The organism is Thermosinus carboxydivorans Nor1, assembly GCF_000169155.1.
Taxonomy (GTDB): domain Bacteria; phylum Bacillota; class Negativicutes; order Sporomusales; family Thermosinaceae; genus Thermosinus; species Thermosinus carboxydivorans.
On sequence record NZ_AAWL01000004.1, the window covers coordinates 132,891 to 150,490 of the forward strand.

Annotated in this window: 14 protein-coding genes, 3 tRNA genes, 1 other RNA gene and 1 pseudogene; 3 read left to right on the plus strand and 16 right to left on the minus strand. The window is 48.9% G+C overall.

Features of this window, described 5'->3' with window-relative positions:
- Positions 1-83 precede the first annotated feature (83 nt).
- Together TCARDRAFT_RS14520 and TCARDRAFT_RS04695 are read left to right on the plus strand one after the other, a co-directional pair.
- Positions 84-710, plus strand: a complete 627-nt coding sequence (locus tag TCARDRAFT_RS14520; RefSeq protein ID WP_007288867.1) for a ferritin-like domain-containing protein — start codon at positions 84-86, stop codon at positions 708-710.
- Positions 711-800: 90 nt separating this feature from the next.
- Positions 801-1,370 carry a nitroreductase family protein gene (locus TCARDRAFT_RS04695; RefSeq protein ID WP_040683055.1) on the plus strand — a complete coding sequence of 190 codons (570 nt, stop codon included), beginning with the start codon at positions 801-803 and terminating at the stop codon, positions 1,368-1,370.
- A gap of 1 nt (position 1,371) precedes the next feature.
- Here TCARDRAFT_RS04695 and TCARDRAFT_RS04700 read toward each other — a convergent pair whose 3' ends face one another.
- From TCARDRAFT_RS04700 to TCARDRAFT_RS04745, 11 genes and pseudogenes are all read right to left on the minus strand, one after another.
- Positions 1,372-1,839, minus strand: coding sequence for a hypothetical protein (locus TCARDRAFT_RS04700; protein WP_007288869.1), 468 nt, complete (start codon positions 1,837-1,839; stop codon positions 1,372-1,374).
- Positions 1,840-1,997: 158 nt separating this feature from the next.
- Positions 1,998-2,355, minus strand: an RNA gene (gene rnpB / locus TCARDRAFT_RS14535) — RNase P RNA component class A.
- A gap of 79 nt (positions 2,356-2,434) precedes the next feature.
- A complete protein-coding gene (locus TCARDRAFT_RS04705; protein ID WP_007288870.1) occupies positions 2,435-3,136 on the minus strand; it encodes a zinc ribbon domain-containing protein in 702 nt (233 codons plus the stop codon).
- Between the two features lie 68 nt (positions 3,137-3,204).
- Entirely contained in the window at positions 3,205-4,323 is a 1,119-nt protein-coding gene (locus TCARDRAFT_RS04710) for a Nif3-like dinuclear metal center hexameric protein (RefSeq protein WP_007288871.1), read from the minus strand.
- Positions 4,296-5,003, minus strand: coding sequence for a tRNA (adenine(22)-N(1))-methyltransferase (locus tag TCARDRAFT_RS04715; protein ID WP_007288872.1), 708 nt, complete (start codon positions 5,001-5,003; stop codon positions 4,296-4,298). Before TCARDRAFT_RS04715 ends, TCARDRAFT_RS04710 begins: the two co-directional genes overlap by 28 nt.
- 201 nt (positions 5,004-5,204) lie before the next feature.
- Positions 5,205-5,279, minus strand: a tRNA-Glu gene (locus tag TCARDRAFT_RS04720).
- Positions 5,280-5,291: 12 nt separating this feature from the next.
- A tRNA-Ile gene (locus tag TCARDRAFT_RS04725) sits at positions 5,292-5,366 on the minus strand.
- 53 nt (positions 5,367-5,419) lie between these two features.
- Positions 5,420-5,494, minus strand: a tRNA-Asn gene (locus TCARDRAFT_RS04730).
- A gap of 83 nt (positions 5,495-5,577) precedes the next feature.
- A complete protein-coding gene (rpoD, locus tag TCARDRAFT_RS04735) occupies positions 5,578-6,684 on the minus strand; it encodes an RNA polymerase sigma factor RpoD (RefSeq protein WP_007288873.1) in 1,107 nt (368 codons plus the stop codon).
- Between the two features lie 51 nt (positions 6,685-6,735).
- The gene (dnaG, locus tag TCARDRAFT_RS04740; protein WP_232199092.1) at positions 6,736-8,607 is read right to left on the minus strand and encodes a DNA primase; all 1,872 of its coding nucleotides are present in this window, start codon (positions 8,605-8,607) and stop codon (positions 6,736-6,738) included.
- A gap of 259 nt (positions 8,608-8,866) precedes the next feature.
- Positions 8,867-9,861 (minus strand): annotated as a pseudogene (locus TCARDRAFT_RS04745) (deoxyguanosinetriphosphate triphosphohydrolase).
- Positions 9,862-10,003: 142 nt separating this feature from the next.
- On the opposite strand from TCARDRAFT_RS04745, the gene TCARDRAFT_RS04750 reads away from it, so the two are divergent.
- Entirely contained in the window at positions 10,004-10,477 is a 474-nt protein-coding gene (locus tag TCARDRAFT_RS04750; protein WP_007288877.1) for an LptA/OstA family protein, read from the plus strand.
- Between the two features lie 47 nt (positions 10,478-10,524).
- On the opposite strand, the gene TCARDRAFT_RS04755 is transcribed toward TCARDRAFT_RS04750, so the two are convergent.
- The 5 genes from TCARDRAFT_RS04755 to glyQ form a co-directional block, all read right to left on the minus strand.
- Complete coding sequence (locus TCARDRAFT_RS04755) at positions 10,525-11,349, minus strand: pyruvate, water dikinase regulatory protein (RefSeq protein ID WP_007288878.1); 825 nt, start codon at positions 11,347-11,349, stop codon at positions 10,525-10,527.
- The gene (locus tag TCARDRAFT_RS04760; protein ID WP_332248961.1) at positions 11,349-12,017 is read right to left on the minus strand and encodes a helix-turn-helix transcriptional regulator; all 669 of its coding nucleotides are present in this window, start codon (positions 12,015-12,017) and stop codon (positions 11,349-11,351) included. Before TCARDRAFT_RS04760 ends, TCARDRAFT_RS04755 begins: the two co-directional genes overlap by 1 nt.
- 52 nt (positions 12,018-12,069) lie before the next feature.
- On the minus strand, positions 12,070-14,466 hold the full coding sequence (gene ppsA, locus TCARDRAFT_RS04765) for a phosphoenolpyruvate synthase (protein WP_007288880.1): 2,397 nt from the start codon (positions 14,464-14,466) through the stop codon (positions 12,070-12,072).
- Between the two features lie 181 nt (positions 14,467-14,647).
- Positions 14,648-16,705 (minus strand): glycine--tRNA ligase subunit beta, encoded by a 2,058-nt coding sequence (glyS, locus tag TCARDRAFT_RS04770; RefSeq protein WP_007288881.1) that lies wholly within the window; start codon positions 16,703-16,705, stop codon positions 14,648-14,650.
- The gene (gene glyQ / locus TCARDRAFT_RS04775; protein ID WP_007288882.1) at positions 16,698-17,582 is read right to left on the minus strand and encodes a glycine--tRNA ligase subunit alpha; all 885 of its coding nucleotides are present in this window, start codon (positions 17,580-17,582) and stop codon (positions 16,698-16,700) included. The genes glyS and glyQ overlap by 8 nt, the downstream gene beginning before the upstream one ends.
- Positions 17,583-17,600: the final 18 nt, after the last annotated feature.

The following is a 17,600-nucleotide window of genomic DNA, read 5'->3' on the forward strand; positions in this document are numbered from 1 at the left end:
AGAACACGGCCGCTATGTCAAGCCCATCACCATTCCGACTGCCAACACATATGATATAGTGACTTACCTGTGGAGGTGTAGGTATGACGTCCAAAAAAAGAGCAAAACCGGCCAAAATGAAACCCATCGACTATACCCCGTCCTATAAACAGGCCCAGCCGCCAAGAGATACCATGTGCCCGGATGACCCCGATCTGCTACGTTTGCGGGATGCGGCGAAGGACGAGCGCGAAGCTATAGACCTGTACCTGGAAGCGGCGCTGCGGACCCCTATGGCCGACCTTTTTCTTGATGCCGCCGAGGACGAAATGCATCACTATATGGAATTGATGCGCCTTATTTCTTCCCTTGACCCAGTGCAGGCCACCATGTTGAAGGAGGAAAACCTTGGGACGCTCACCCTGGCAAGGGTTCGACCGCCAGCTAAATGGAAAGCACCCCCTATGTGGGTACCGGAGCCGGAAGATGTTGCCGTTACGCCGCCAGCAGAAAAAGACCTGCCTACAATTCACTATCTGACCAAGTCGCTCGCCGGCGAACTAGAAGCAACCAATAAATACCAGACTTATATGGTTCAGGCCCAGCACGATGAAGTCAAAGCTCTCTTTTGCCACATCATGAACGAAGAAAAGGAACATATCGCCGAGTTTACCGCAGCCCTCTACCGCCTGACAAACGAACCGCTCCCCGAAGAAAGCGAGGAGGATTAATCACTGGCTTTGTCAAATAAGTCCTCAACCGAGGGCTTATTTTGTTGGGCCTTAGGGTAAACTTACCATAGTCTAAAACATTATACAGGAGTGATACTTTTGGAACTGTTCAATGCTATTCAATCGCGCCGCTCTGTCCGCAACTACTCCCCGCAGGAGGTCAGCAAAGATTTGCTGCACCAACTCCTTGAAGCGGCCGTCCAAGCGCCAAGCGCCATGAATTCTCAGCCATGGGCGTTTGCCGTAATCCAAGACCGTGAACTGCTGAACCATTATTCTGACCGGGCGAAGGCTTTCTTACTAAGTCAAATGGACCAGCATCCCTCGCTGACCAAATACCGTGCGGCGCTGGCAAATCCCGATTTCAATATTTTTTATAATGCCGGCACGCTGCTCATCGTTTACGCCGTTCCTAACGGCCCCCATCCGGAAGAAGATTGCTGCTTGGCGGCGCAAAATATCATGCTGGCCGCCCATGGCCTTGGTCTCGGCACCTGCTGGATCGGGTTTGCCCGGCCACTGCTCAACCTTCCTGAAGTTAAAACCGAACTCGGCGTGCCCGCCGAATATCAGGCCGTAGCCCCTCTCATCGTGGGTTATCCGGCAGGTCCGGTTGCCCCAATTCCGAAAAAACCGCCGCAAATCCTGTTTTGGCGTTAATTTAAACCAATGTATCGGATTCGAGCCGCACAAACTTGGCTCCGTTGATATTGTGCAAAATATAGCCGCGGTAAATAGCATAATAATCCGTAAGGTTAACACCGTGAAGCCGTCCGTCCTCGCCGGCAAAATCAATTAGCAGCTCACCCCAAAAGGCCGGAGTGGGACGAAAAAGATAGGTGTGTTCCAAAAAATGCAGGTTGTCGCTGAATTTTAGGCCTGTTTTAGCAGCTATTGTCTCGGTTAAAATATTTTTCGGCGCATCAGTAGGCGGTTCAGTAATGTCAAAGTTAACCCGCTTTTTAACCACCGCGTAAGGACGATGACCATTATCAAGCCTGATATCCCAAGCTCTTTCGACATACCCGGCATCACTTAGCCGCTGAATGTCCGCCAGTCTACCAACAATAAACCATTCATCATCTTCGTACACAACATAAGCAACCGCAAATTCTTCCGCTTTTTGCATTAAATCACTTCCTTAACTAATTGTGATATATGTAAATTCTGCACAGGCCACGCATCTTCCTTTCAGTAGCATACCCGCCACCCTGCGGACGCATGCCGAACGGCCGCATTACCGCGAAAAATGCAAAAAGGCAACGACTTGTTGCCTTTTTTTTATCAGCTATGAGTAGTCAATAAGCCGAGTTCTGTTCCGCTCACGCGGTGATGGTCATCTATCTAGGCCGCCAGTTGCCTGACGGCTCAAGCGACACAACCCGGAAGGTCAGCGGGCCGCCTCATTCCTTCCCTATTCGGTCTTGCTCCGGGTGGGGTTTACCTAGCCAGCCAGTCGCCTGGCTGCTGGTGCGCTCTTACCGCACCGTTCCATCCTTACCGAACGCGAAAGCGCCCGGCGGTCTACATTTCTGTGGCACTTTCCCTGAGGTCGCCCTCGCTGGACGTTATCCAGCACCCTGCCCTGCGGAGCTCGGACTTTCCTCGAATGCCCTCCGGCATTCGCGACCATCTTTCGTACTCATAGCCATATGTCGTTGTCAGGAATTATACAATACCATAACTTTGCGGCTTCGTCAACATCCAATTTGTGGAAGACCATATTACTCTAAGAAAAGAATCCGGCCGCAGTTATCGCAAAACTGGATTTCGCCCGGACGGGTGCATGTTTGACAAGTTGGAATACTCCGGCGGCAGCCGCTACACACGCCCTGGCTAACCTTAGCGACCGGCATTGCCAATTTCGCATTAAGTGTTTGATAAGTTGCCAATAAACCGGCGTCGATACGGCAGCGCAGACTCTTCTGCTGTTCGCGAAGCCCCCTTTCCTCGCCGTCAAGCTTGGCTACTGTCTGAGCAATTTGCCGTTGTCCTATACTATGACGCTGTTTTTTATTCTGCAAGTCCGTTTCCTGGTTAGCTATTCTTTCTGCCAGTTGCTCACAGTTCTCCAATAACTGGAAAATTTCCTCTTCCCGATCGTGGATTTCCCGCTGCAGACTTTCTTGCTTGATTCTCAACTGTTCCAATTCGCGGACACTCCCGCTGCTATTCTTGTATAGCCGTTCTTCAAGTAAGCACAGCTGACGGATTAACTTTGTCAGGTCGCTTTCCAGGGCGGCACAAACGCGGCGCTGGCACTCTAGCTTCTCTTTATCGGCGCTCAAATTTTGCGAAAGCAGTTGAATTTCCTGCCAAAGCTGGCGCACCTTGTCGGCTTTGATACTTTCCCTTCTGCAGGCAATGGCACGGCACTGCTCTTCCACCACTTGGAGCTGCCAGAGAAGCTCTAATTGGTCTCTCACTGTTATCCCTCCTTGTGGAATTGCCTAAACGAGCTATAAAAAAACAGGGAGCAAAAAAGCACCCTGTTTTACAACACAGTAAATACATCCGTATTAATAGTGTCGGCATAAATGGCCACATGCCAGTTATTGGCAGCGGCGCATTCTTCAAGATAGCTTGCTATGGCGGCGACAACGGGCTGCTCGGTGGCAAAATGACCGGCATCAATGATAGCCAGCCCAGCTGCAACAGCCTCCTGAGCTTCATGGTATTTAACGTCGCCGGTAATAAGAACGTCAGCGCCCGCGGCAATGGCCGCGCTCGTTACACTAATGCCGCTTCCGCCGCACACGGCAACTTTGCGGATTTTAGCCGCCGGGTCACCGGCGATTTTCAGCCGCTCCAGTCCCAATGCGGCTTTAACCACTATAGCGAAGTCCGCTAGTGACAAGGATTGGACCAATGTACCCACACGGCCAAGACCGTAGGCAGAGCCGCTATTCAAAAGTGGGAAAAGATCATAAGCTACCTCTTCATAAGGGTGGGCTTTAAGCATAGCGGCAACAACCCGCCGGACAATTTTTTCCGGCGCAATAGTCTCCAAACGGTACTCTGGTACATATTCCAATTTACCCTGCTCACCAATAAAAGGTGTGGTTCCGGCTAAAGGTAAAAATGTTCCCGTCCCCGCCGTTTGAAAAGAACAATGACTGTAATTGCCAATATGGCCGGCCCCAGCCGCAGCCATGGCATTGCGAACACGTTCCACATGCCCCTCCGGTACAAATGTGACGATTTTGACAAGCTTTTCCGTATATTGCGTCTGGAGCGGCGCAATATCATTAAGATTGAGCTGCTTGGCCAAAACGTCATTGACCCCGCCTGTTGCGGTATCCAGATTGGTGTGGGCGGCATAGACGGCAACATCATGCTTAATGAGTGTTTGCAGCACTCTCCCGGTTGGCGAGTCAGTGCGGATATGCTTAATTCCCTTGAATATTATCGGATGGTGAGACACAATCAAATCAATGCCATTGGCGGCTGCATATTGGGCCACGGCGGGCGTGACGTCCAAGGTAACGAAAATCTTGGCAATGTCCTGCGTGACACTGCCTAAGAGCAGCCCTACATTATCCCAATCGGCAGCTAAATGCCGGGGAGCCAAATTTTCTAAGGCTTCTATGATAACGTGACACTTGACAGCCATTTTCGCTTGGCCTCCAGTTGCGCGAGTTTCCGGGTAAGATCCCGGTATTTTACGGAACTCTTTGCTTGTGGACTTTCCGCCATCGCCATAAGCGCAGCCGTGATTTGTTCGATGAGGTGAGCGATGTGTTGTTTTAGCAAGCGGTGGCGGCTTTCCCACAGTAGCGGTCCTATATCATACAATATATCTTCATACTCAGGCGATGAGCCTTGCACAGCAGCGATTATTTCATAAAGCCGCCCTTCCTCTTCCACCAGGTCTTCAGCACTCAAGCGCCAACCGTTTTCTTTGAGCCAACGCCGTACTGCCGCCGCGCCAACCATCGGCTGCAGCAACAAAAGTTTTAGCGTTTGTGTCACCTCTGGCCGCTGTGACAAAATTTCAATAATTGTCGCTCCGCCCATGCCGGCAATTACAACCGTTTCAACCTCATAAGGACGAAGGACTTCCAGGCCATTGCCAAACCGCACCGTTATAAAGTTCTCCAGACCTAACCGCGTGACAGCCGCCTGGGCGGTTTCAAAAGGTCCTTTATGTACTTCTCCCGCTACGGCGTAAGAAATCACGCCCTCCCGAACAAGGCAGACAGGCAGCATCGCATGGTCTGTGCCAATATCGGCCAGTCTAGTTCCCGACGGAACCAATTTGGCGATGGCCGCCAACCGTGCACCCAGTCTCAAGCTAAATCCTCCCCGTTATTATTTCGTCGGCTGGTTAAATTATCCTTTCCGCAAGCAGCAAAGATATAGTTATGCATAGTGTTAAAAAATCTCCTCGCCATATGCAAAAATAAAAAGCAAAGCCTACGCTTTGCTTTTTATTTTTACCAAATAAATATATATTCTCCGCAGTCCTTCGAAGAACCCGGTACATAACAATTATGGTGACCCGTAGGGGATTCGAACCCCTGTTACCGCCGTGAAAGGGCGGTGTCTTAACCACTTGACCAACGGGCCACATAAAATTATTGGTGGGCCCACCTGGGATCGAACCAGGGACCAGCCGGTTATGAGCCGGCTGCTCTACCGCTGAGCTATAGGCCCGAAGATATTGAAAACAGGTCTTTCAATGAAAGCCTGCTTTTTTAACAAACAAATGGCTCCTCGAGCAGGACTCGAACCTGCAACCACTCGGTTAACAGCCGAGTGCTCTACCATTGAGCTATCGAGGAATAACCGACAAATCATATTATAGAGTAAGCTCCGCGTTACGTCAAGACTATTTTTTAATCTTGCCCGCCCTTTGCCGCCGCTATTATTCCAGGAAGTCTTTGAGTTTCTTGCTGCGGCTGGGATGGCGCAATTTGCGCAGCGCTTTGGCCTCGATTTGACGAATACGTTCACGCGTTACACCAAAGTATTGGCCCACTTCTTCTAAAGTACGGGCACGGCCATCGTCCAAACCGAAACGGAGCCGCAGCACTTTTTCTTCGCGGGGTGTGAGGGTCTCAAGCACCTCTTCCAACTGTTCCTTTAGCAGCATAAACGACGCCGCTTCGGCGGGAGCGGGCGCGTCCTGGTCCTCGATAAAATCTCCCAGATGCGAATCTTCTTCTTCACCGATGGGAGTCTCCAGGGATACGGGCTCCTGCGCGATTTTCATGATCTCGCGCACCCGCTCAACGCTGATATCCATCTCACGGGCAATCTCTTCGGGAGTCGGCTCCCGTCCTTTTTCCTGAAGAAGCTGGCGGGAAACGCGAATTAATTTATTAATTGTCTCAACCATGTGGACAGGGATACGAATAGTACGCGCCTGGTCGGCAATGGCGCGCGTAATCGCCTGGCGTATCCACCAAGTCGCATAAGTACTAAACTTATACCCCTTATTATAATCAAACTTTTCTACGGCCTTGATTAATCCTAGATTGCCCTCCTGGATCAGATCCAGGAACAGCATCCCACGGCCGACATAGCGTTTCGCGATACTTACGACCAGGCGGAGGTTGGCTTCGGCAAGACGGCGTTTAGCTTCCTCATCACCCTGCTCCATACGTTTGGCTAATTGTATCTCTTCTTCAGCCGTTAGAAGCGGAACCCGGCCAATCTCCTTAAGGTACATGCGCACCGGGTCGTCGATGCTGATGCCTTCCGGAATACTAAGATCAATATCCACTTCCTCGGGCGCTGCTTCGATTTCGGTAATGTCTGGGTCTTCCAGGGTTTCGACATCGGGAATTTCATCGACAATTTCGATGCCTTTACTATTAAAAACCTCATACATATCGTCTATTTCGTCGGGAGTTAAATCCTCACCCTGGAGAGTATCCATTATCTCCGAATATGTCAGCACACCACCGCGTTTTTTGCCCTTATGCAGAAGTTCGTTTACATGCTCGTTAGTGTTCTTTTTGTCTGTCATTTTACTCCCCCCTCCCGTCGGCTGTTTGGGTCTAATTGTAATAAATAGCAGCTAACACTGCAGCAGTTTTTTAATCTCATCATTGATTCGCTTACTTTCAGCCAATTCCTCCTGAAAGCGACTATCCCCCATGCGTTCTAATTCATCGGCTTTTAACCGGTGTTGCTCATATAAGGCTTTAAGGCGCGCAAGCCGGATTGTCTTTAAGCAGTCATCGACTACTTTTGTGACATCGGCACATTGTTCATCTATTAACATAATATGCGACAACTCGGCATTTGCTGTTTCGCTGAGTCCCATTGCTAAAGCAGCAGGCTCCAATTTTTCACCAGCATCATTAACCATGAAAATGCGACGCACAATCTCCTGGCGCGCGCTATCAGAGAAATCCTCGACAGCGAGCTGTACCTGCACATAAGGAATTACTGCCCCATCGTCGCACATAAGACGAATTAACTGCCGCTCCGCGGCAACAGTGGCCGCTTCCGGCCCTTTAGCAAACTTGACAAAATTATGATGGCTATTTATATTGTTTCCCTTATTTACAATTTTATCCTTTTTATACTGGTGAATATACTTAGCATATTCAGTCCTTATAGCACTTTCATCAATATTTAACTTTTGCGCAAGGCGCGCAATATGACCATTCACTTCAACAGCGTTTCCAACCGAAGCCAAAACCGGTAAGATTTTAGAAACAACCGCAACTTTTCCTTCGAGGGTTGAATAGTCGATACTTTCAAGAGCTTGCTGCAACTGATAATCAACAAACGGCATTGCTTGCGCTACAACCCGGGCAAAAGCTTCTGGCCCGTGCCGGCGCAGAAATTCATCAGGGTCCTTGCCTTCCGGGATGGAAACAACTTTAACGTTAAATCCCCGTTCACGAACTGTTGCCAAAGCGCGAAAAGTGGCACTTTGTCCAGCGGCGTCGCTGTCATAGGCAAACAGCACTTGCGAAACGGAGCACCGCTCCAATAGTCCGGCCTGTTCAGGGGTAAAGGCTGTACCCAATGAGGCTACCACATTCGTAAACCCGAAGCGGTGAGCTGTAATAACATCCATATACCCTTCCACAACAATAACTTGCCCGGATTCTTTGATTGAGCGGATAGCCGCATCAAGCCCGTAAAGCAAATGGCGTTTATTAAAGAGTAAGGTATCCGGTGAATTAAGGTATTTGGGGCTGCTGTCGTCTAATACCCGTCCACCAAACCCAACTACCCGCCCGCGTGCATCGCGAATGGGAAACATAACACGGTTGCGGAACCGGTCGTAAATACCGTCACCCCTAGGACGTGTCAAAACCAACCCGGCTTTAAGCAACAATTCTTCCGAAAGCCCACGCCGGGTAAGAGCCTGAACTAATTTGTCCCAGGCAGGCGGTGCAAATCCCAATTTAAAATTACGGATAATGTCGTCACTGATACCTCGACTGGCAAGGTATTCTCTCGCGACTCTTCCCATGTTAGTCTTGGTAAGGCAAGCATGGAAAAATTCGCTGGCATATTCATTAGCCAAATAAAGCGAAGCCAATTCCCGTTCCCTAGCTATTTCCGCCGGTGATTTTTCTCTTTCGGGCAACGGAATATTTAGTCTGGCAGCTAATTTTTTAACGGCTTCAAAGAAGCTGATGTTTTCAATTTTCATTAGGAAATTAAAAACATTACCGCCTGTCTGACAACCAAAGCAATAGAAAAATCCTTTTTCCGGGGTGACGGAAAAAGACGGTGTCTTTTCATGGTGAAAAGGGCAACAACCCCAATAATTTCTTCCTTTTTTCTTCAGAGGAACATAGTCGGAGATTACGCTGACAATATCGCACTCAGAACGTACGCGGTCTACGAAATCGTCAAACCTAGCATCTTTCATAACATACCTGTAATATGCGTGATTAATAGCTAAATAAAGGCAATTGCCCAAGAATGATTTTATTCTACATTAATTGCCAAAATCCTCCTTTACCCTTAGGGCAATATACCTGTTAATATATTAATATTCAATGTGAACAACAAATATCCTCTTTAACCCCTTGACAAATTAAATAGTTTTTGCTAATGATTACAAGATGACAAAAACCCCGTCCAAGCGGGGCATAGCTTCTGTACTCAGACAGTTCCTTTGCAACGTATGACAGTCCATAAGCAGATCACGAACCCAGCGCCAAGCAGTTTAGACATAATCATCCCAGTCCCCACTTGGAAGGTATAAACAAGTTTTCAAAAAGACTAATTGCGTAAGAATCCGTAAGACCGGCAATATAATCTATTACCGTTACTTGGAGCCCCCAACGCTCTTCCCGGTCAAGAAATTCCTGCGGCAGACGGCCGGGATGAGCCATAAAATAATCATAGAGCTTATGGATGACATATTTGGCTTTTGTCCTATCCGGTTCAAGTTCGGCCGAGTGATAAATTTTCTGGAACATAAACTCACGAAACTCGTCCATAGCTTCTTGCACTGCCGACGACATCCGAATTTCGCTTTGGCCGTCCGAAGCCTGAATCATATCCGACACCATAACCGTAATCATACTGGACGGGTTGGTTCCAAGGATACGGGATACTCTTTCCGGGAGGTCAGTAGGTCTAAGCATACCGGCGCGAATGCCGTCATCGTAATCATGACAAAGGTAGGCGATACGATCACCAATCCGCACAATGTTGCCCTCAAGCGTAAACGGTTTGTTAGGACCGGTATGATTAACAATGCCATCTTTGACTTCAAGGGTTAAATTAAGCCCCTGGCCGTTACGCTCCAGATAATCCACGACCCGCAAACTCTGTTCGTTGTGATTGAATGACCGATGATTTCCCGCAAGGCATATTCGCCAGCATGGCCAAAAGGGGTGTGGCCGACATCATGGCCAAGCGCAATGGCCTCGGTCAAATCTTCATTGAGCCTAAGTCCCCTGGCAATGGTGCGCGATATTTGTGCTACTTCTAAACTGTGGGTCATCCGCATGCGATAGTGATCACCCGGAGCAATATATACCTGTGTTTTATGTTTTAAGCGCCGAAACGCTTTACTGTGAATAATGCGGTCCCGGTCCCGTTGAAAAGAAGTGCGAAAGTCACACGGCTGTTCCTCACGGTCCCGAACAGCATCACGGCTCTTGGCGGCATAAGGAGACAGCAATTTGTATTCAATTTCTTCCAGACGCTCACGTACCTTCATACTCTCCCCTCCATTCTTACCATGATTTTACAACCTCATTATATCATTCCTCTTGCAAATATTGCGAAATCATCCCAAATATTTACTATACACTTACAGGTCCAAAATTTGTTATAATTGGTTTAGAAGGAAGGTTGATCACATGCGGAAAAGAATTATCCTACTCACTATTCTGCTTTTAGTAGCCCTTACCGCAACGGCGCTGGCGGCGAAACTTTCATTTAAGGCCGATCGCCAATACTTTGATTTCAGTACCGGCTTGCACGTCCTCAGTGGCAATGTACAGATTGAAATCGGAACGCGGACTATCACCGCCGGTGAGGCAAGGGTAAACCTGGCTACTATGGAAGTTTGGGCCTCCGGCGGAATAACGGTCACGCAGAATGACTTGTATTTTACCGGCGACACTGTTTATGTATATGCGAAAGACAGCGCCGAAATAAGCGGCGGCGTCGTACTGACCCGCGACGGTCTCAAAATTTCGGCCGATAGCGTAGACTACAACTGGCGCACTAAAACGGCGGTATTCAAGGGTAATGTACAAGTATCGCAAAACGGGACTGTTTGGTCAGCCGCAACAGTAACCTACAATGTAAAAACCAATACCATTCTATAATTCACAGGGGAAAACCCCAGCCAGCGACATGCGCGGCTGGGGTTAATTCATCTTGCATTCGCGTTCTTTTGCGCAATCTCAAGTACTTTATTGGCCGTTTCCTCGATCGCCTTATTTGATACGTCAATGATTGGGCAACGCAGCTTACGCATGATAGCGCGGGCATACTCCAACTCTTCGGTTATTCGCTCCAGATTGGCATAGTTGGCATCAGCCGATAAGCCCATTGCCTTTAAGCGTTCGGCGCGAATTTCATTCAGTTTGAACGGGTCAATAACTAAACCGACAATCTTTTGCGGCGGAATTTGAAATAATTCCTCCGGCGGCGGCACTTCCGGCACAAGCGGTACATTGGCCACTTTTAGTTTTTTGTGGGCCAAATACATGCTAAGCGGTGTCTTGGACGTGCGCGATACACCGATAATCACCATGTCGGCTTTGTGCAAACCCCAAGGGTTTTTGCCATCATCATATTTTACGGCAAACTCTACCGCCTCAACCCGTTTAAAATACTCCTGGTCCAGCTTATGCACCAGTCCCGGTTTGAGTTTGGGTTCGGTTCCCGCAATTTTTTGGACGGCTGTAATCATGGGCCCCATAATGTCGACAGTTGTAATTCCAAAGCGCTCTGCCTGCACCTTTAACGCTTCCCGCAGGTCGGGTGATACAAGCGTATGGCAGATGACGCTGCGCTGTGTTGATGCTTCCCTCACTACCTCCTCAATTTGCTCCACCGAGTTGATATAGGGAACACGGATAATGTCAAACTTACCGGAATTAAATTGACTGGCAGTCGCCCGGGCCACCATTTCAGCCGTTTCCCCAATTGAATCGGAAATCGCATAAATAACTGGTAAAGACGTAATAGTCATTACCTCCTTTTACCTTCGCCGAGTTCAACAAATAGCCTGGTAATATTCGTTTTCGTCAGGCGTCCCACCACTTCATATGTCTTATCCGCCGCCAAAGGACGGACGACCGGCAAGCTGTCAACCTCGTTGTCAATAATCTTTTTCGCGGCCTCCAGCACGGATTCATCCGCAGTGGTCACAATAATCTTGGTCATCGGCGTCATAATAACTTTGACCGGCACTTTGTGTAAATCGCCACTACCCATGGCAATTTTTAGTAAGTCTTTGCGGGAAACCACTCCTGCCAATATTCCGCCCTGCTCGACCACATATACTGTTCCCACATCTTCCAGGAACATGGTGACAATTACATCGTAGGCGCTTGTATTGGTAGGAACGACAACAGGTACGGACTGGACGTCCCGAACCTTAATGCGACTGATTTCCTCGACTAGCATATTAAAGGCATTTTTACCGGTATAGTAATATCCAACTTTGGGACGTGCATCGATGATGCCGGCCATTACCAAAATTGCCAGATCGGGTCGCAAAGCCGCCCGGGTAACGTTCAGGCGTTCAGCGATTTGTTCCCCGGTAATGGGTCCCTCGGTGCGCACAATTTCCGCAATCTTTTCTTGCCGGGGTGTTAAAGCGATGATGAACCCCCCCTTCTTACTGATATTTCGGATATATACGCTAAAAGTAGGCTAATTCCTTTTTCGTGCCAACATAAAGTTTGATTTACCAGGTATAATCCTCTTTATCAACCAAACCACGACCGGTCAGTTTATCCAGTATAAGCCGCTGCTCGACCTGCGCCACCAATTTTTTAGTCGCTTTAACCGCATCCGGATTAACGGAAATAGAATCAATACCGCTTTTAACCAAAAACTCAGTAAAATCAGGATACACGCTGGGCGCCTGCCCACAAATAGATACCGTTTTGCCGTCACGGTGAGCTACTTCAATCAGGTGGCGGATTGCCCGTTTCACCGCCAAGTCCCTCTCGTCGAAAATATGAGCAACTGTTTCGTTATCGCGGTCACAGCCAAGCAGAAGCATCGTCAGGTCGTTAGAGCCGATAGAATAACCGTCGACAAATTGATTGAATTGATCGGCAAGGATAATATTGGTGGGGATTTCCGCCATAAGCCATACTTTAAAATCCGGCCCGCGTCTTAATCCTTCCGCGGCCATTAAGGTCGTCACTTTGGCAGCCTCTTCAACTGTGCGACAGAAAGGTATCATAACATACAAATTCTTAAATCCGTATTCTTCCCGCACTTTGCGCACCGCTTTAATTTCCAGCTTAAACGCCTCAATATATTTGGGGTCATAGTAGCGCGAAGCACCGCGCCAGCCCAGCAGGGCACTGGGTTCATAAGGCTCATAGCGGTCGCCGCCTTTTAGTTCGCGATACTCACTGGACTTGAAATCGCTAAACCTGAGCACAACCGGCCTGGGCGCCATCGCCTGGCACACCTTGCGCATACCGTCGGCCAAACCGTCCACAACCCTGTCCGGGCGGCCAGTTTCGATCAAATACAGCGGGTGTTCGTGAATATAGGTCGTCCAGATAAATTCCTCCCGCATCAAGCCAATACCGTCACATGGCAACATGGCATAACGCTCGGCTAAATCGGGATCGCCAAGATTCATGTATACTTTCGTACCGGTAACAGGGAAAGTTTCGGCAGCCGTTATGGCTTGGATGCTCTCCACCGCCGTTTGGGAGGCGACTAAGTCACTGATGGTACCGGCATATACTATGCCATTAGTGGCATCGACAGTAATTTCGGCCCCGTCTGGAATGACTGCCGTAGCAGGATTCCCGCGGCTTTTGGTCCCTACTATACAGGGAATACCGAGTTCACGGCTGACAATGGAAGCGTGACAAGTCATACCGCCGGCATTAGTAATAATCGCGCGAGCTTTTTTCATAGCCGGGACCCAGTCGGGCGCCGTCATTTCGGTAATGAGAATTTCGCCCTCCCGGAAAGTGTCAATCATAGAAGGATCCAGAATGACATGAGCTTTACCCACTACCCGGCCCGGGCTGGCAGGCAGACCTTTGGTCAGTATTTTACGGTTAGCGCCGTCTACTGCATGAGCTGGTTCAACGCCAGCACCTTTTTCTTTATTTCGACGCGACCATACGGTCTCAGGGCGAGCCTGTAAAATCCAAATTTTATTATTACGCTCGTCAATACCCCATTCAATATCCATGTAGGAACCGTAATGCTTCTCAATATCTAGTGCATACCGGGCCAATTCCCGGATTTGGCTGTCGGTGAGAACAGGGGCATTGACCATCTCAGGCGGTACAGGCTTCTCCTCGCAACCACCGACCGGGTTTCGCACCAGCATAATCGGCTTTTCGTGGACATTACTTTTTTCGATAGCCAAATCTTGCTTACGCACTAAAAAATTATCGGGAGTAACGACGCCTTGAACAATATATTCTCCCAATCCCCAGGCCCCTTCAATGAGAATATGGGTATCATTCCCAGTCGCTACGTCCACGGTAAACATAACACCAGACGCTCTGGAAAAGACCATCATCTGCACCACGGCGCTAAGAGCTACGTCCAAATGGGCAAAATTCTTTTTCACGCGATAATACACAGCCCGATCAGTAAAAGTGGACGCATAGCACTCCTTCACCTTTTCCACGACCTGTTCAGCGCCTCGTACATTGAGATAACTTTCTTGCTGGCCGGCAAAACTGGCGTCAGGGAGGTCTTCAGCGGTTGCACTGGAACGCACCGCAACAAAGGGGTCAACCTCTCCTGCCCGCTTGCCTAATTCCAGATAGGCGGCCGTAATTTCCCCGACCAATTCAGTAGGCATAGGGGCATCCATAATAGCCTTGCGGATAGCGGCACTTACTTCCCGCAATTTGCGGCTATCCTCAACATCATCAAGTTGTCCCAAAAGTTCAGCAACTTTTGCTTCCAATCCACTATGCTTAATAAAATAGCGGTATGCCGCTGCCGTTGTGGCAAAGCCAAAAGGTACTGGCACTTTAGTGCGCGATGTCAACTCACCCAACGAAGCTGATTTGCCACCGACAATTGCTACATCTTCTTTGCCAATCTCATCAAACCACAATACTAATTTTTCTTCCTTATTTACCATAAGACCCTCCCAATTATGCTATACTTTAAAAGTAAAACCCCTTATATAGTATATACTATATTTAAAATGCGTTTCCTTCTTTGCCAGCCATGACAATAATTTTTATTTTTAACTTCCCATTTTGCCGGCATAGTAATACAAAAACCTGTACCCGAAGGCACAGGTTTTTGAAAATATGGCTCTAAACAATTTTGCTAAGATCGGCTACGTTTGCCGTCAAACCGGTAATTGCTTTCAACAAGGCCAAACGGTTGTTGCGCACTGCCATGTCTTCAACCATTACCATCACAGCCCCAAAGAATGCATCAATCGGGCCGGCCATTTCGGCCATGACCTTAAGTACGCCAACATAGTCGCGAACGTGCAGCTTTTCTGCCACCGTTTGGCGGGCGCTCAGGTATGCTTGATAGAGATTGTGTTCGGCTTCAGTAGAAAACAATGACGGATCAATTGTTTCCGTTATTGCGTTTTTCGCCAAATTACCAGCACGAGTAAAGGCCTGAACGGCCCGTTGCATGGCCATGGTGCCGCCTTCGAACGCCAACGCTTTGGCCCGCAGCCATGTATCATACAGGTTATCAGTGCCGGCAGCGATGACGGCGTCAATCATGTCATGACGCATACCTTCCTCGGTGAGAATGTTCTTGATCCGCAAGCGGAAGAAATCGCCAATCTCGTCGATTAGTTTAGTCCGCCGGTCAGGGTCATGAATGCCCAGCAGATCCATTGTATGCTGCACCATTTCGGTCAGCGACAAGTGATACTTTGCATCAATTAAAATATTTACAATCCCCAACGCCTGCCGCCTTAGCGCATAGGGATCCTGCGAACCGGTGGGAATGAGACCACGGCTAAAGGTGGCGACAATGTTATCCAGTTTATCGGCAATACCAACTACCCTGCCGGCCGGGCTTTGCGGCAGTTTATCGCCAGCAAAGCGGGGTAAATAGTGTTCAAATATCGCCTGCGCGACCGCCTCAGGCTCACCGCTTAGCCGCGCGTATTCCCGCCCCATAATGCCCTGTAGTTCGGTAAATTCGTACACCATGCCGGTAACAAGGTCAGCCTTTGCCAGATAGGCACTGCGTTCAATGGTTGGAATTTCGCTTTCCGGCAGGCCGGCTTTCCGGGCAATGACGGCAGCCAACCGCGCAAGCCGTAATGTTTTGTCATACAAGGTGCCAAGACCTTCCTGGAAAACGATAGTCTTGAGTTTTTCCACCCGCTCGGCAAGCGGTGTCTTTTGATCCTCAGTAAAGAAAAATTGAGCGTCGGCGAGACGGGCTTTAAGCACCCGCTCATTGCCATGACGGACAATATCAATATACTCGGCACCACCGTTACGAACGGTTATAAAGACCGGTAACAGTTTTCCATCCTTGCCGAAGACCGGGAAGTAACGCTGATGCTCTCGCATAGGCGTAATAACGACCTCCGGCGGCAAGGATAAATATTTCTCTTCAAACCGGCCATAAAGGGCAGTAGGGTATTCCACCAGGTAAACTACTTCTTCCAGCAGTTCCTCATCGATACTGACTACACCTCCCTGGTCAACGGCAATGCTTTCGACTTGCTCGCGAATAACACGCCGCCGCACGTCTTGATCAACCATGACATGATGTTCGGCCAGTTTGGCGAAATAGTCATCCGGCGAAGAGATTACTACCGGCCCTTTGCTCAAAAAGCGGTGCCCTTGCGTCATATTGCCGGACGCGACCCCGGCTAAGGTAAAGGGAACTACTTCATTACCATAAAGCGCTACCAGCCAGCGAATGGGCCGGGCAAACCGCACATCCAAATCGCCCCAGCGCATGTTCTTGGGAAAACTTAACGCTAAAATAATTTCGGGCAGCAAAATTGGCAGGATTTCTTGAACAGGACGACCTGCTTCCTCGACAATCGCGTAAACATAGCCATCCTTGGCGACTAATTGACTGACGTCTACGCCCTGACTGCGAGCAAATCCCAAGGCCGCTTTCGTAGGTAGACCTTTTTCGTCATAAGCAATTTTCAGGGATGGCCCTTTGTTCTCACTCTTGCGGTCAGTTTGTTTTTCCTCGACCTGATACACGATCAGCGCCAGCCGGCGAGGGGTACCAACCACCCGGACATTACTAAAACTAACACGATATGTTTCCAGTTTACTTTTCGCGATGCTTTCCAGTTGTGCCAATGCGCCGGGCATAAATTTAGCAGGTATTTCCTCGGTGCCAATTTCCAATAATAAATCTTTAGCCATTATTACATCCTCCTTTGAGGAGCGGATAACCTAATTTTTCACGCTGCTCCAGATAGGCCTGCGCGCACAATCGCGCCATATTGCGTACCCGGCCGATAAAACTCGTCCGTTCACTGACGCTGATTGCCCCGCGCGCATCTAAAAGGTTAAATGTATGCGAACATTTCAGAACATAGTCGTAAGCTGGCAGTACAAAGCCCTTTTCAATAATGCGAATTGCTTCTTTTTCGTACATCTCAAATAACTGAAATAACATACTGGTATCAGCAAGCTCAAAGTTGTAATGGGAGTGTTCAACTTCATTGCGATGAAAGACATCGCCATAAGTAATGCCGTCAACCCATTCAATGTCAAATACATTTTCTTTGCCCTGGATATACATGGCCAAACGCTCAAGCCCATACGTAATTTCTACCGAGACCGGCTTGACATCAATGCTTCCCACTTGCTGGAAATAAGTGAATTGGGTAATTTCCATGCCGTCAAGCCAAACCTCCCAGCCCAGCCCCCAAGCTCCAAGGGTGGGCGATTCCCAGTTATCTTCGACAAAGCGGATGTCATGCTTGTCCGGATCGATGCCGAGGCGGGCCAGGCTTTCAAGATATAACTCCTGGATATTGGCCGGCGACGGCTTCATGATAACCTGGTACTGGTGATGCTGAAACAATCGGTTAGGATTATCGCCGTAACGCCCATCAGTCGGCCGGCGCGACGGTTCCACATACGCTACATTCCATGGCTCAGGGCCGAGTGCACGAAGAAAGGTGGCGGGATTCATGGTTCCTGCCCCCTTTTCCACATCATAAGGTTGTTGAATTATGCACTTTTGCTCAGCCCAGAAGTTTTGCAAGGTTAATATAATGTCTTGAAACGTCATCGTACGCCCTCCTTCTTT